Genomic DNA, 14,704 nt, shown 5'->3' on the forward strand with positions numbered 1-14,704 from the left:
TAGTGCTACCCCTACTCCCCGTGCCTACCCCCGCCACCAACCATCGAATGGGGGTTTCAGGCCAAAAGGGCCGGCACGGGGGCACGGCCCCTACCAAGAATGAAACCGCCCTGCCTTGTTAAGGGGGACTTTGAATACTCTTGTCCCCCCCTTCGTAGGGGCGGTGCCCCCGTGCCCGCCCTAGGCGCCGTGGGGATCGAGGGGCTCATCGGTAGACGGTATACTGATACTACTTTTGACGTTAAGTTGACACGAAGAAGGGCACTGCAGTGTCCTTACTCGTACCTAAACAGCATTGCCGTGTCGTTAAATTCGATCGCGCTACACACCGCGAAAACCAATTTTCCCGTAAAATCAAAACAGTCTACCCGCAACCAAAGCGCTACCTGTGGCAAAGTCAACTGAACCCAACAATCCAGAGAGTCCGAGCCAACTTGCCCGCACGCCTCTGTACGACCTATCATTAGAACTCAAAGGCCGGATGGTGCCATTTTCCGGGTGGGAGATGGCGGTGCAGTACGCAGGCATTAGCAGCGAACACCAAGCAGTACGCCAGCAAGCAGGAATGTTCGACATTTCCCACATGGGAAAATTTGGTTTGAGAGGGAAACAATTAATAGAAAAATTTCAACCCTTAGTCCCCTCAGACTTGAGCCGCTTGCAACCCGGTCAAGCTCAATATACAGTCTTGCTAAATGCCAAAGGCTGCATCTTAGACGACATTATTTTCTACTGCCAAGAACCAGACCCTATCACTAGCGAAGAACGTGCAGTAATTATTGTCAACGCCGCCACTCGCATCGCAGACAAAGCATGGATAAGCACTCACTTAGAATTGAGCGAACTCTGTTTTACAGACATCTCAGAAGATAAAGTTTTAATTGCAATTCAAGGGCCAGAGGCTGTTAACTATCTCCAGTCTTTTGTGGAAGACAACCTCGCACCAATTAAGGCATTTGGTCACTTAGAAACAAATCTGTTGGGACAGCCGAGTTTTATTGCCAGAACAGGTTACACCGGCGAAGATGGGTTTGAAATCATGGTGGATGCCGAAGTAGGAAAAGAACTGTGGCAAAAATTGTTAGCTGCTGGCGTTGTGCCCTGCGGTTTGGGTGCGAGAGATACCTTGCGTTTAGAAGCAGCAATGGCTCTTTACGGTCAAGATATCGACGACAATATCACGCCTTTAGAGGCTGGAGTGGGTTGGGTTGTTCACCTCGACACCAAAGGCGATTTTATTGGGCGGGAGGTTTTGGAACAGCAGAAAGCGAGTGGAGTATCAAAGCGGTTGGTAGGGTTAGAAATGCAGGGACGGCACATTGCGCGCCACGGCTATCTGGTAATATTTGAAGGCGAAACAGTAGGAGAAGTTACTAGCGGTACATTATCGCCTACTTTGAATCGGGCAGTAGCCCTCGCATTTGTTCCCGCAAAATTAGCTAAAATCGGTCAGCAATTAGAGGTCGAAATTCGCGGTAAAAACTATCCGGCTAATGTGGTGAAAAAACCATTTTATAAATCGCCAAACCGCCCCAGTTAAATTAGGTACAGCAGTTCTCAATCTTGGTGAGGTATGCCCTATGCCCGCTTATCAAGCGTGCACCTCATGTTACTGAGAAAGGCTATAAAGTGTAAGTGTATGTGTTCTTGTGGAACGGGCTTCTAGCCCGTTGCTCATCTTGGTCAAGAAGACTCATCTACTAGCTTAGCAAATTGTCGCAAAGTTGCAGCATAGCGATCGCCCGCCACATCCATCAAATCATTATGACCCGCCCCATCAACCCAAAAATTTAATTTCGGCTGCTTCGCCGCTGCAAACAACTGCTCTCCATGCCAAAAATGCACCACCTCATCAGCCTTACCATGAATCACCAAAACAGGCGATCGAACTTTGCCAATCTTATCAATATTCACAAACTTGTCAAAGGGTAAAATAGGAATCCGCGTCAACACCCGAAAAGCCGAAACAAAGGAACTTTCAACCACCAAACCGCCGACTTGTTGCCGCGAAGCCAAATCAATTGCCGGCCCACCGCCCACAGAACGCCCGTAAAGAATAACTTGCTTTGCAGGTACTCCCAAATGTTGGGTTAAATAATTGTAAGCAGCCTCAATATCACGATAAGTATTATATTCAGAAGGATTTCCCTGACTCGTGCCGTAACCTTGATAATCATAGGCAAACACAGCAAACCCGCTATCTCGAATCTCTCTGAGTAGCCACAAAATGCCGTCCAAGTCTTCCGCATTCCCGTGACTGTAAAGTATGGTATATTTAGCTTGCGGGTTAGGAAAATGAACAGTTGAAATTTTCACGCCATTAGCTGAGCTAACTTTGATAACTTCCCTGCTATCACTCTGACTAGATGGGGGAGGTTGAAAAATTAGCCGTTCTGAAAAAAAGAAACCGTAAAAACATAGAAATGCGTAAATAAAAATTATAGAGCGCATCAGTCGTTTGACAGAAAATTCTCCAAAAAGCAAGCGTTTAATATTTTTTCTGTTCCATTTAGTCATTACTAAAGGCTCATAGTTGAATAAGATTTAACTACTACTTTTTTATTGCGAGAAAAGACATGGCACTAACATACCCCGATGACCTGAAATACCTAGACACTCACGAATACATCCGACTCGAAGGCGAAATTGCCACCATCGGCATTAGTGCTTTTGCAGTTGACCAACTCGGCGATATCGTGTTTCTAGATTTGCCCGAAGTCGGTGCAGGCTTGGAAAAGGGCGAAGCTTTCGGTACAGTCGAGTCAGTGAAAGCCGTTGAAGACTTGAAAGCACCAGTTACCGGTATAGTCGTAGAACGCAATGATGACATTATAGAGGCTCCCGAAGATTTGGCAGAAGACCCCTATGGCGCTGGATGGCTGCTGAAAGTGCGCGTTGACAATCCCAGCGAAGCAGACGAGGCTTTCTCGGCCCCGGAGTATCGCAAAATGGTCGAGGGGGAATAGGGCATAGGGCATAGGGCATAGGGCATAGGGCATAGGGCATAGGGCATAGGGCATAGGGCTCGTTGATAATTCCACAATCCGCCAGGGGTTGAAACCCCTGGCTAATAGCACAAGTCGTCTAAAGACGACTGAAATACCAAGCTGTTGCGGGGGGAGTTGCGATAAGTGCAGCTTAATCTACAGTCGTCTTCAGACGACTTTAGCTATGAGACAGGGGTTTCAACCCCTGTCGGACTGTCGGACTTTGATACACGCAAAAAATCTTGCTTAGTCGTCTTCAGACGACTTTAGCTATGAGACAGGGGTTTCAACCCCTGTCGGACTGTCGGACTATCGGACTGTCGGACTTTGATACACGCAAAAAATCTTCCTTAGTCGTCTTCAGACGACTTTAGCTATGAGACAGGGGTTTCAACCCCTGTCGGACTTTGAGAGACGCAGAAAATCTTCCTTGTTTTCTTAGCAAAATGTTACAAACAAAGAAGCAAAAGTCTATTCAGGAGAATCCGCCTTGGTACTCTACAGCCCTCAACTTGAACCCAGTCAGCAGCAAAACCTTTCCCCCATCAATGGTTTTGCGGGCCGGCACATTGGCCCGACACCCAGCGAAATCCAGCAAATGCTCAATGTTTTGGGCATTTCCAGCCTCGATGAGTTGATTGACAAAACGGTTCCTGCGGCGATTCGTATTTCTCAACCCTTACAACTTCCCGAAGCGCGAAGCGAGTACAGCGCTTTGGCAGAATTGAAAGAAATTGCTGCAAAAAATCAGGTATTTCGATCGTACATCGGCACAGGATATCACGACTGCATCACTCCCCCGGTCATCCAGCGGAATATCCTAGAAAATCCCGGCTGGTATACAGCTTACACTCCCTACCAAGCCGAAATTGCTCAAGGGCGATTGGAAGCTTTGCTGAACTTCCAAACCATGATAATTGACCTCACGGGTTTGGAAATTGCCAACGCTTCTTTGCTGGATGAAGGGACTGCGGCGGCGGAAGCGATGGCGGTGAGTTACGGCGCCAGCAAAAATAAGGCAAAAGCGTTTTTTGTTTCCCAAGATTGCCACCCTCAAACTATTGAAGTTGTGCAAACTCGCGCTAAGCCGCTGGGAATTGACGTAATTGTCGGCGACCATCACAGCTTTGAGTTCGATCGTACAATCTTCGGCGCTCTCCTGCAATACCCCGCCACAGACGGCGCAATTTACGACTATACCGATTTTATTCGATCGGCACACGAAGCCGGCGCATTAGTCACAGTCGCCGCCGACATATTGAGCCTTTGCTTGCTCACACCCCCCGGCGAATTCGGCGCGGATATAGCCGTAGGAAGCACTCAGCGCTTCGGAGTGCCGATGGGATGCGGAGGGCCCCACGCAGCCTATTTCGCCACGCGAGAAGAGTTTAAACGGCAAGTTCCGGGGCGAATAGTTGGCGTTTCTAAAGATGCCAACGGCAAATCTGCTTTACGTTTGGCCTTGCAAACTCGCGAACAACACATCCGCCGCGAAAAAGCAACCAGCAATATTTGTACTGCTCAAGTTTTGCTGGCAGTGATGGCGAGTATGTATGCTGTTTATCACGGCCCGTCTGGACTGAAAGACATTGCTGAGAAAGTATGGACTTTAACAGCACTTTTGGCATCGGGTTTAAGAAGTTTCGGATACAAAATTGGTTCTCAACCTTTCTTCGATACTTTGCGGGTAGAATTGGGAGACAAACCGCTGTCAGAAATTCTAGAAGCTGCTAAAGTACACAAAATTAATCTCCGAGTTTTCGATGATTCGACAGTGGGAATCACTTTAGATGAAACTGTCAGCGTTGAAGATGTGCAAGAGTTGTGGGAAATTTTTGCACAGAATAAAGATTATATCAGGGCAGACGGGCAGAATGCTCTCAACATTCCGCTGGATGCCGACGCATTGAATTCATATTTGACCTTACCAGATTTTTGCGATCGCACCAGCAGCTATCTCGGTCATCCAGTTTTCAACAGCTACCATTCAGAAACTGAACTTTTGCGCTATTTGCACCGTTTAGAAGCCAAGGATTTATCGCTAAATACATCGATGATTCCCTTGGGTTCTTGCACAATGAAATTGAATGCAACAGCAGAGATGATGCCGGTGACTTGGGCGGAATTTGGCAAGATACATCCCTTTGCGCCCCGCGATCAAACTCGCGGCTATCAAATGATGTTCGTGCAACTAGAACAGTGGCTGGCAGAAATCACTGGTTTTGCGGGAATTTCTTTGCAGCCCAACGCCGGTTCCCAAGGCGAATACGCAGGCTTGTTAGTTATTCGCCAATACCACGAACACCGAGGCGAATCTCACCGAAATATCTGTTTGATTCCCCAGTCAGCCCACGGTACAAATCCGGCTAGCGCGGTGATGGCGGGGATGAAGGTAGTGGCTGTCGAGTGCGATTCCCAGGGTAATATTGATGTCGCAGATTTACATAAAAAAGCCGAGAAGCACAAAAATGAACTGGCGGCTTTGATGGTGACATATCCATCAACGCACGGCGTTTTTGAGGAAGAAATTAAAGAGATTTGCGAGATTGTTCACAACTGTGGCGGACAAGTTTATATGGACGGCGCAAATATGAATGCTCAAGTGGGTTTGTGTCGCCCCGGTGATTTTGGTGCTGATGTTTGTCACTTAAATTTGCACAAAACTTTCTGTATTCCCCACGGCGGCGGCGGGCCGGGAATGGGGCCGATTGGGGTAATGTCTCATTTAGTAGAATTTTTGCCCAGTCATTCTATTCTTAACAGTCAACAGTCAACAAACATCAGTCAACAAACATCAGTTGGTGCTGTTTCCGCCGCGCCTTGGGGAAGTGCTAGCATTTTGACTATTTCTTGGATGTACATTCGGATGATGGGAGGATTCGGTTTAACTGAGGCGACAAAAGTAGCAATTCTTAATGCTAATTACATGGCAAAACGGTTAGAATCTTATTATCCAGTTTTGTACAAAGGGAAAGCTGGTTTAGTGGCGCACGAGTGTATTCTGGATTTGCGATCACTCAAAAAATCTGCGGCTATTGAAGTCGAAGATATTGCTAAACGGTTGATGGATTACGGCTATCACGCGCCGACGGTTTCTTGGCCGGTTGCTGGTACGGTAATGGTGGAACCGACGGAAAGCGAATCCAAGCAGGAATTAGACCGTTTTTGCGATGCAATGATTGCAATTCGATCTGAAATTGCGGAGATTGAAAAAGGTAATGTTGATGCACAAAATAACGTCTTGAAAAATGCCCCGCACACCGCAGAATCTCTGATGGTTGATGAGTGGAATCGTCCTTATACTCGCGCGCAAGCTGCTTATCCGACATCTTGGACTCGCGAACATAAGTTTTGGCCTGCGGTGGGGCGGATAGATAATGCGTTTGGCGATCGCAATTTTGTCTGTTCTTGTTTGCCAATGGAGGCTTACACTTAAGATTGTAATCCATGTAAATCTCGTTTATATCTGAGTCTAGATCCCCCTAAATCCCCCTTAAGAAGGGGGACTTTGAGTGCTTCCAGTCCCCCCCTTCTTAAGGGGGGCTAGGGGGGATCTGAGGGTTTGATAGATGCTAAATATCTCGGTAGAAAACCCGGTTTCTCAACATCACCCAAAGCCTCAACAAAAATTCCCCCGTCTGAGCTATAATCAAAACCATCCTCCCCACATCCTCACATACCCCTCATGAGGCACTGGCCCCCCGGACAACAACTGCACCAAGGCAAATACCTAATCGAAGAAATTCTCGGCGGCGGCGGATTCGGTGTCACTTACCGCGCCCAAAACCTTAAAGAAGGTAAAGCAGTCGCCATCAAAACCCTAAATGCCAACGTTCAAGGGAAGCCAAACTTTCGCGAATACCAAACCAAATTTGTCAACGAAGCATTATCTTTAGCCAAGTGCAGCCACCCACACGTCGTCCAAGTTTACGAAGTATTTCCCGAAACGGTGGGAAATATCGAATTGTGGTGCATGGTGATGGAATTAATCGACGGCACTAACTTAGCAGAATATCTCGAAGATAACGGCATTTTATCCGAAGCGAAAGCTGTGCCAATGATTCAGCAAGTCGGAAGCGCCCTGAGTTTTGTTCATAACCAAAAATTTACTCACCTCGATGTTAAACCCCAAAATGTTATGCTCAGAAAGCGGGGTTTTGAAGCAGTTTTGATTGATTTTGGCTTGGCGCGGCAGGTTACAGCGCCGGGGAAATTGCGGACAAATAGTAATTCCGGTACTGAGTGTTACGCACCCATTGAATTATTAGAAAAACGTGCCGAACTAGGCGCTTATACAGATGTTTATTCCCTAGCAGCAACGCTTTATGTAATGTTGACGGGTGAGTTGCCGTTTTCGTCGCAATTCAGGAAGCAAAATATTCCTTTAACTCCGCCGAAGCAACACAATTCTAAGATTAGCGACAGGGTGAATGCGGCGATTGTGAAAGGGATGGAGTTGGAGCCGCAAAATCGCCCGCAGTCGGTGCAGGAATGGTTGGATTTGCTGATACCGAAACCATTGGCTGATGAGGTTAATTTGGTTTCAGCAGTGGGGATGGATTATAGAAAATTGCGGAATTTATTGGCGGCTAAAAACTGGAAAGAGGCGGATGAGGAAACTGCTAGAGTGATGCTGAAGGTGGCGGGTAGAGACGAAGAAAGATGGCTTGATGTAGAAAGTATTAATTTTCCCTGCGAGGACTTGCGTACCATTGACCAACTTTGGGTGAAATACAGTAATGGGCGCTTCGGCTTTTCGGTGCAGAAGCGTATCTATCAAAGTCTAGGCGGAACCAGGGAATACGATCCTAAAATATGGGAAGCGTTTGGCGATGGGGTAGGTTGGCGCGTGAATAGTGAATGGACGGAAAACTGGCAATATAACACCAAAGCACCAGAAGGAAACCTCCCGACACCTCCCGGCTGGGGTTGGTTGAGTTGGGTGGGGAGTTTTGATGGGTGTGGGGAGCTAATTCTAGTGGCGCTCTTCTCTCTTGTCGAGACTTGTAAACTCTAACATCTAAGCATTTCAGATTGCATGAGGACTAATGCTAAATAACGGACATGATATTAATCCAAAATCCCCAATTCATTTTTATGGTGATTTAAAAAAAATGAAATGTTCGATAAAATACTACGACTGATTAGGGCCAAGGTTAGCAATCAGCATTATGTCATGACACTCCATGCTGAAGAAGAGATGGAAGATGACGATTTGACAATCTATGACGTTGAACAAGGTCTTCTCACAGGTGAAATACTAGAATGTCAAAAAGATACAGTGACAGCAGAATCAAAATACCGGGTTAGAGGAGAAACTACCGATGGAGGAGAAGTCGAATTAATTGTCAAACTTAGTCCCACTGGAAAAGTTGTTATCATTACAGTATACGTGCCTTAAGCAAGGAGACTTAGTAAATGGTATGCGATATTTGCGGAACAGAAGGTGTGCGAGTTCGCCGAATTCCCAGAACCTATGGTAAAGGCAAAGATTTGCTAGTTATAGAAAACATTCCCGTCATAAGCTGTCCTCACTGTGGTAGCAGTTACCTAACAGCCGAAACACTCCATGAAATCGACAGAATTAAACGCAAGCGTAAAAGTGTAGCGGTAGAACGTTCTGTAGAAGTAGCTAGTTTTGCTTAGCCAATTATCACCTTCACAATCATATATTGAAATGAGTTCAAAAGTCACTCTCACTTTTGTATGTGACGAGGGCGGGATTTTCCCCGCGCAATTTTGTGGGACTAGACCCGTTTTGTGCGATTTTGAATAATGATGCGGTTCCTATTGGCGATCGCACTTGCTCGATTCCTCAACCGCTAGCCACCGTAATCGATCGCGCTTTAATCGACAATCCTGAAATTTATTACAAAAGTGCAGTAGATTATAAACAAGCCCTATTAAATACTATACCATAAATTAATGAATGCACGATTTTTGTGGCAGTTTCCCGGAAATAAACCGCGTTGGATTACCCTATTATTGTTTGGTTTTTTGGCTGCTTTGGCGGTAGTGGCAACAACAGCTTACATCAAAATGGCGATCGCCCAAACTATCGGCCCGGCTTTATCTGTTGATGTTACAGCCGATCGACATTCCATCAGTCCTGACATCTATGGTATGAATGATTATGCGATCGATCCCACACTAGCCAAAGAGTTGCGAATTCCGGTAGAACGCTGGGGGGCTAATCACACCAGCCGCTACAACTGGTTAGTCGATTCTTCCAACAGCGGCGATGACTTCTTTTTCGTGGGTGGCGGCGACAATAAAAATCCTGTTCCCGGTGATTCTATAGATAAAATTGTCAAAACCAACCGCCAAAACGGCAGCAAAAGCATCGTTACAATTTCGATGATTGGCTATGTAAATAAATTTAGCACTTGGAACTGCGGGTTTAGAGTATCCAAATACGGGCCACAAGAAAAAACAAATCCCTACATTTTTCCAGAAGGTGATAAATGCGGCAACGGTAAGCGTCCCGATGGCACTTTGATAACTGATAATAATCGCCTTGATGTCAGTATTATTAGCGACCCAGCATTTCAAAAAGCTTGGGTTCAACACTTAATTAAAACCCACGGTACTGCTGCTAACGGCGGCGTGCAAATTTATCAAATGGACAATGAACCAAGCGGCTGGGGAAATACTCACCGCGATGTTCATCCAGAAGCGACGAGTTACGAGGAATTGCGCGATCGCACTTACCAATATGCCTCAATGGTAAAAGCTACAGATCCCACTGCTAAGGTACTCGGCCCATCGGATTTTGGCTGGCCTGTCTATGTGGATTCGGGGGTTAAGGGCGATCGTGAAAAGCACGGCGGTGTCTGGTTTGCGCGGTGGTACTTGCAACAAATGCGCGCTTATGAAAAGCAAAAAGGTGTTCGGATTCTCGACTATTTCGACCAACACTACTATCCTTCGGTAGATGATACCTGTGTGGCCAATTGTCCCGCTGGTGATGCCAAAACGCAAGCAGCGCGGCTGCGATCGACTCGTTCTCTCTGGGATGCTACCTATACTGATGAAAGTTGGATTGGTAAATACTATCCACCCCTAACAATTATTCCCCGGTTTCGAGAGTGGGTAAAACAGGATTATCCAGGTACAAAAATTGCAATTACTGAATACAATTGGGGCGGTTTAGAGTCGATTAACGGCGCCTTAGCCCAAGCCGACGTACTGGGGATTTTTGGGCGGGAACAACTCGATTTAGCGACGCTATGGGGGCCTCCTAAGTCTTCGGAACCGGGGGCCTATGCTTTCCGAATGTACATGAATTACGACGGAAAAGGCGGTAAGTATGGCGATACTTGGGTGCGATCGGGTAGCACAGATCAAGGACTTTTGTCAATCTACGGAGCCGATCGCAGCAGTGATGGTACTCTGACGCTGGTAATTATTAATAAAACCAACAAAAATTTGACTAGCAACCTGAGTTTGAAAGGATTTAAATCGGCCGGTAAAGCTGAATTTTACACTTACAGCGAGGCCAATTTGCAGGCGATCGTCCGTCAGAGCGATTTAGGTGTCAGTGATACTGGATTCCAGGCAACTTATCCCGCTAATTCTATGACTTTGGTGGCTATTCCCAAGGCTAATTCTTAGCGGGACTTAACTTAAGCCACGGAATTCGCCCGCCAGAACCGGAATGATTAAACCGCAGAGGACGCAGAGGGCACTGAGGAAGAGAAGAGAGAGAGGAATAATTCTGACATTTTTAATCTGAAATTAGACCTGAAGCGTTCCTGCGATCGTCCTTAGCATCCGAGTGTGTTAGTGGACAAATGCAACTCTCCTGTCCCAGCCACTGCGATCCTACTTGATGCAGGGCTGCCATCACTGGTTGAATTTGGCGACCCTTGGGCGTGAGGGAATATTCTACGCGGGGCGGAATCTCGGCATAAACACGGCGATCGACTAACCCTTGAGATTCCAACTCTCGTAGGCGTTGGGTGAGGGTTTTGGTGCTGATGCCAGGGAGTGCCGTGAGTAATTCGTGGGGACGCCTCGCGCCTCCAAACAGTTCGCGTAGAACCAAAATTGACCATTTATTGTCCAACAAATCCAGCACAAATTGAATCGGACATTTAACCTCTACGCACTGACTTGCTTCCACCATAAACTCCCTGCACAGTTGCCTTCACGATAATTTCCATATTTCTTTAGAAATGGCTCAAGCGTCCTATTTGCTTCAATGCTTTACCTAAAGTAACTATAGGATACCACTGGTAACTGACTTGTGGGCGATCGCGGATTAAGGCAATGTGGTGCACAGTCATCAATTCCGAACAATCCACTCTCCACTCCTATGGTCAGTTCAATTAGTAAATCGGAGTCTGCTGGTCTGCCATCCGGCATTAAAGCACCTGTTCAAGAAACCCTGTTAACACCCCGCTTTTACACCACCAATTTTGATGCCGTTGCCGAAATGGATCTGTCCGGGCAACAAACGGAATTAGAAGCAGTTGTAGCAGAATTGCGCGCGGACTATAACCGCCACCATTTTGTCCGCAATCAGGAGTTTGAGCAATGCTGGGACAACATTGATGGCGAAACGCGAAAGGCATTTATTGACTTTCTAGAGCGCTCCTGTACCTCAGAATTTTCGGGTTTTCTGTTGTTCAAAGAACTCTCCCGCAAACTTAAGAATCGCCAACCCTTGTTATCGGAAGCCTTTAGCTTACTGGCACGGGATGAAGCGCGTCATGCCGGTTTCTTGAATAAGGCGATGGCAGATTTTGGGTTGTCTCTCGATCTGGGCTATTTAACAAAAAATCGTACATACACATTCTTCCCTCCTGAATGGGTAATTTATACTGTTTATCTGTCGGAAAAAATTGGCTACTGGCGCTATATTTTGGTGTATCGCCATCTCGAAAAACATCCAGAACATCAAATTTATCCCCTGTTTCGCTACTTCGAGAATTGGTGCCAAGACGAAAATCGGCATGGGGATTTCTTTAAGGCTTTGTTGCGATCGCAGCCTAAGCTTTGGAATAACTGGAAGGCAAGACTCTGGGCGCGCTTTTTCCTACTGACGGTGTTTGCCACCCACACAATGACGGTGTTGGAACGCTCCACATTTTATGACTCGATCGGCATCGACCCCGATGAATATAACAAGCAGGTGATTCATCACACCAATGAAACGGCAAAACGGGCGTTTCCCAGTATTTTAGATACCCACCATCCAGAATTCTTTCCCCGTTTGGATCGATGTGCGATCGCCAATCAGAAGCTAGCAGAAATCTCAACTAATCAGCGCCATGCCGCCATCCAATTTTGCCAAAAATTACCCTGGATTGCTGTGATTGTCTGGCAGTTGTTGCGCCTTTATTTACTGCCCTCGATTAATGCTGAATCGTCCAGAACCGCTATTAATTAGGAGATATTGCCATGACTAATCTATCCACACGCCTCCGAGAAGGCACGATGCAATCCCACACCACAGCCGAAAATACGGCATTTATGAAATGCTTTATGAAAGGCATTGTGGAACGGGAACCTTTGCGTAAACTATTTGCCGATCTGTACTTTGTTTACAGCGCCTTAGAAACGGCTTTGCAGAGCCATGTCAACCACCCGATAATCGGGACTCTCTATTTCCCTAAGTTAAATCGCACTGAGAATCTGGCTTGCGATCTAGCTTTTTATTACGGTGAAAATTGGCGGGAGGAAATTACGGCTTCGCCAGCGGGTTCTGTGTATCGCGATCGCATTCAAACCCTCTCAGCAACCGATCCAGTCCTGCTGATTGCCCATGCCTACACCCGCTACATGGGTGATTTATCCGGCGGACAAAGCTTGAAAAACGTGATTCGATCGGCGTTGTCTCTGCCGCCGGATCAGGGAACAAATTTCTATGAATTTTCCCAAATCTCGACACCTGAAGCAAGGCGAGTATTTAAGGAACGCTATCGCCAAACCTTTGATGAGTTTCCGGTGGATGCTGACACGATCGAGCGAATTGTCGCCGAAGCAAATACGGCATTTACCCTTAACCAGGATGTAATGCACGAACTCGAAGCCGATGTGAAAGCGGCGATTGGAGACCATACCTTTGATTTGCTGACTCGGCAAGATCGCCCCGGTAGCACAGAAGGCCACAGCCCTCATGCCAAGCGAGAATCTGTCGCGAAATAACTCGCCCCACGAAAACAAGATCGATCGTATCTCTAAAATATGCCGGGGTTCTGAATTTACACAACAACAGAAGGATACATTAGTTAATGAAACAGTTATCACAAACGGTTGAATTTGATGCTGCATTGTTGAATAAATACAACCAGCCTTTACCTCGCTATACCAGCTATCCACCCGCCACAGAATTAAGCACTGATTTCGATCGCCACGCATTTAAAACCGCGATCGCCGTCGGCAATCACAAACGAACCCCCTTATCGCTTTACTGCCACATTCCGTTTTGTGAAACGCCCTGTTATTTCTGTGGCTGCAATACCATCATTACCCAGCGCAAGGAGGTGGTAGAACCCTATTTAGGCTATCTCGATCGCCAAATTCGCCAAGTTGCCAGTTTGGTGGATGCCGATCGGCTGGTGCATCAGTTGCACTGGGGCGGCGGCACGCCCAACTATCTCGATCGCAGTCAGGTAGAGTGTCTCTGGAACCAGTTAAATCGATATTTTCGGTTCGATGACGCGGCCGAAATATCGATCGAAGTCAATCCTAGCTATATCGATCGCGAATATATTCTATTTTTGCGACAATTAGGATTCAATCGGATTAGCTTTGGCATTCAAGACTTTAATCCCATCGTGCAGCAAGCTATCAATCGGGTGCAGCCCGAAGCGATGTTGTTTGATGTGATGGATTGGATGCGGGAAGCTGGGTTTGAAAGTGTCAATGTGGATTTAATTTACGGCTTACCTTTCCAGACACAAGCAACGTTCCAGGAAACAGTAAAGAAGACCTTGCAATTAAATCCCGATCGCATTGCCGTCTTTAATTTTGCCTATGTTCCCTGGCTCAAACCGGTTCAGAAACGAATGCCGGAATCTGCTTTGCCGACTGCGGGCGAAAAGCTGAAAATTCTGCAAAGTACGATCGCCCAACTGACGCAAAATGGCTATGTGTTTATTGGTATGGATCACTTTGCTAAGCCTAATGATGAACTAGCTATCGCGCAACAAGCTGGGCAACTACATCGTAATTTTCAGGGTTATACCACTAAGCCCGAATCGGATCTGTTGGGCTTTGGCATGACTTCCATCAGTATGTTGCAGGATGTGTATACCCAAAACCACAAGGGATTGAAAGATTTTTATCGGGCGATCGATGGGAAGGAATTGCCGATCGAAAAAGGTGTTATACTTAATCAGGACGATCTGATTCGGCGCACAGTAATTATGGAATTAATGTGTCAATTCCAACTGTCGGTGCAAGATTTGGAAGAAAAATACCATCTCGGCTTCGATCTAGATTTTAATGACTATTTCGCTCAGGTTTTACCACAACTAGATGCCTTAGAAGCCGATGGGTTAATCAAACGTTGGGGCGATGGCATTGAAGTAACCGCGCTCGGCCGCTTGCTAATTCGCAATATTGCATCCGTGTTTGATAGCTATCTCATCCCCCACTCAAGCAAACGGTTTTCCAAGTCCCTATGAATCCTCGTCAGATTTGTTAACTCTGAGATGTTGCACCATTCTCAATTACTTGTTTAGGAACAGGCTTTTCGGCCTGTTCCA

General features: G+C 46.6%; 13 protein-coding genes. 11 read left to right on the forward strand and 2 right to left on the reverse strand.

Annotation, left to right across the window (positions count from 1 at the left end):
• The first annotated feature begins 388 nt into the window (after window positions 1–388).
• Window positions 389–1,540, forward strand: a complete 1,152-nt coding sequence (gene gcvT, locus QUB04_RS07445; RefSeq protein WP_333282894.1) for a glycine cleavage system aminomethyltransferase GcvT — start codon at window positions 389–391, stop codon at window positions 1,538–1,540.
• 143 nt (window positions 1,541–1,683) lie between these two features.
• Here gcvT and QUB04_RS07450 read toward each other — a convergent pair whose 3' ends face one another.
• Window positions 1,684–2,517 carry an alpha/beta hydrolase gene (locus tag QUB04_RS07450; RefSeq protein ID WP_333282897.1) on the reverse strand — a complete coding sequence of 278 codons (834 nt, stop codon included), beginning with the start codon at window positions 2,515–2,517 and terminating at the stop codon, window positions 1,684–1,686.
• Window positions 2,518–2,576: 59 nt separating this feature from the next.
• On the opposite strand from QUB04_RS07450, the gene gcvH reads away from it, so the two are divergent.
• From gcvH to QUB04_RS07485, 7 genes are all read left to right on the forward strand, one after another.
• Window positions 2,577–2,966 carry a glycine cleavage system protein GcvH gene (gene gcvH, locus QUB04_RS07455; protein WP_333263672.1) on the forward strand — a complete coding sequence of 130 codons (390 nt, stop codon included), beginning with the start codon at window positions 2,577–2,579 and terminating at the stop codon, window positions 2,964–2,966.
• 511 nt (window positions 2,967–3,477) lie between these two features.
• Window positions 3,478–6,423 (forward strand): aminomethyl-transferring glycine dehydrogenase, encoded by a 2,946-nt coding sequence (gene gcvP / locus QUB04_RS07460; RefSeq protein ID WP_333282901.1) that lies wholly within the window; start codon window positions 3,478–3,480, stop codon window positions 6,421–6,423.
• Window positions 6,424–6,672: 249 nt separating this feature from the next.
• A complete protein-coding gene (locus QUB04_RS07465) occupies window positions 6,673–8,004 on the forward strand; it encodes a serine/threonine-protein kinase (RefSeq protein WP_333282904.1) in 1,332 nt (443 codons plus the stop codon).
• Between the two features lie 159 nt (window positions 8,005–8,163).
• On the forward strand, window positions 8,164–8,388 hold the full coding sequence (locus tag QUB04_RS07470) for a DUF4258 domain-containing protein (protein ID WP_333282906.1): 225 nt from the start codon (window positions 8,164–8,166) through the stop codon (window positions 8,386–8,388).
• A gap of 17 nt (window positions 8,389–8,405) precedes the next feature.
• Window positions 8,406–8,633, forward strand: coding sequence for a type II toxin-antitoxin system MqsA family antitoxin (locus tag QUB04_RS07475; RefSeq protein ID WP_333282909.1), 228 nt, complete (start codon window positions 8,406–8,408; stop codon window positions 8,631–8,633).
• A gap of 95 nt (window positions 8,634–8,728) precedes the next feature.
• Window positions 8,729–8,908: a hypothetical protein gene (locus tag QUB04_RS07480; protein ID WP_333282912.1), complete on the forward strand. Its 180-nt coding sequence runs from the start codon at window positions 8,729–8,731 to the stop codon at window positions 8,906–8,908.
• 4 nt (window positions 8,909–8,912) lie between these two features.
• Window positions 8,913–10,601 carry a glycoside hydrolase family 44 protein gene (locus QUB04_RS07485; RefSeq protein ID WP_333282915.1) on the forward strand — a complete coding sequence of 563 codons (1,689 nt, stop codon included), beginning with the start codon at window positions 8,913–8,915 and terminating at the stop codon, window positions 10,599–10,601.
• A 112-nt stretch (window positions 10,602–10,713) separates the two neighbouring features.
• Here the strand turns inward: QUB04_RS07485 and QUB04_RS07490 are convergent, their stop codons facing one another.
• Window positions 10,714–11,115, reverse strand: coding sequence for a helix-turn-helix domain-containing protein (locus QUB04_RS07490; protein ID WP_333282918.1), 402 nt, complete (start codon window positions 11,113–11,115; stop codon window positions 10,714–10,716).
• 189 nt (window positions 11,116–11,304) lie between these two features.
• Here QUB04_RS07490 and acsF point away from each other — a divergent pair, with 189 nt between their 5' ends.
• The 3 genes from acsF (at window position 11,305) to hemN (ending at window position 14,623) form a co-directional block, all read left to right on the forward strand.
• On the forward strand, window positions 11,305–12,381 hold the full coding sequence (gene acsF, locus QUB04_RS07495; protein ID WP_333282921.1) for a magnesium-protoporphyrin IX monomethyl ester (oxidative) cyclase: 1,077 nt from the start codon (window positions 11,305–11,307) through the stop codon (window positions 12,379–12,381).
• Between the two features lie 11 nt (window positions 12,382–12,392).
• On the forward strand, window positions 12,393–13,139 hold the full coding sequence (locus QUB04_RS07500; RefSeq protein WP_333282924.1) for a heme oxygenase (biliverdin-producing): 747 nt from the start codon (window positions 12,393–12,395) through the stop codon (window positions 13,137–13,139).
• Window positions 13,140–13,225: 86 nt separating this feature from the next.
• A complete protein-coding gene (gene hemN / locus QUB04_RS07505) occupies window positions 13,226–14,623 on the forward strand; it encodes an oxygen-independent coproporphyrinogen III oxidase (RefSeq protein ID WP_333282927.1) in 1,398 nt (465 codons plus the stop codon).
• Window positions 14,624–14,704 lie beyond the last annotated feature (81 nt).

The organism is Microcoleus sp. D2_18a_B4 (genome assembly GCF_036702475.1).
Taxonomy (GTDB): Bacteria; Cyanobacteriota; Cyanobacteriia; order Cyanobacteriales; family Microcoleaceae; genus Microcoleus.

Excerpts from the sequence above, each read along its gene's own strand:
- acsF (WP_333282921.1), top strand. The coding sequence starts at position 11,305 with ATGGTCAGTTCAATTAGTAAATCGGAGTCTGCTGGTCTGCCATCCGGC.
- gcvH (WP_333263672.1), top strand. The coding sequence starts at position 2,577 with ATGGCACTAACATACCCCGATGACCTGAAATACCTAGACACTCACGAA.
- QUB04_RS07475 (WP_333282909.1), top strand. The coding sequence starts at position 8,406 with ATGGTATGCGATATTTGCGGAACAGAAGGTGTGCGAGTTCGCCGAATT.
- QUB04_RS07465 (WP_333282904.1), top strand. The coding sequence starts at position 6,673 with ATGAGGCACTGGCCCCCCGGACAACAACTGCACCAAGGCAAATACCTA.
- QUB04_RS07490 (WP_333282918.1), bottom strand. The coding sequence starts at position 11,115 with ATGGTGGAAGCAAGTCAGTGCGTAGAGGTTAAATGTCCGATTCAATTT.
- hemN (WP_333282927.1), top strand. The coding sequence starts at position 13,226 with ATGAAACAGTTATCACAAACGGTTGAATTTGATGCTGCATTGTTGAAT.
- QUB04_RS07450 (WP_333282897.1), bottom strand. The coding sequence starts at position 2,517 with ATGACTAAATGGAACAGAAAAAATATTAAACGCTTGCTTTTTGGAGAA.
- QUB04_RS07500 (WP_333282924.1), top strand. The coding sequence starts at position 12,393 with ATGACTAATCTATCCACACGCCTCCGAGAAGGCACGATGCAATCCCAC.
- QUB04_RS07470 (WP_333282906.1), top strand. The coding sequence starts at position 8,164 with ATGACACTCCATGCTGAAGAAGAGATGGAAGATGACGATTTGACAATC.
- QUB04_RS07485 (WP_333282915.1), top strand. The coding sequence starts at position 8,913 with ATGAATGCACGATTTTTGTGGCAGTTTCCCGGAAATAAACCGCGTTGG.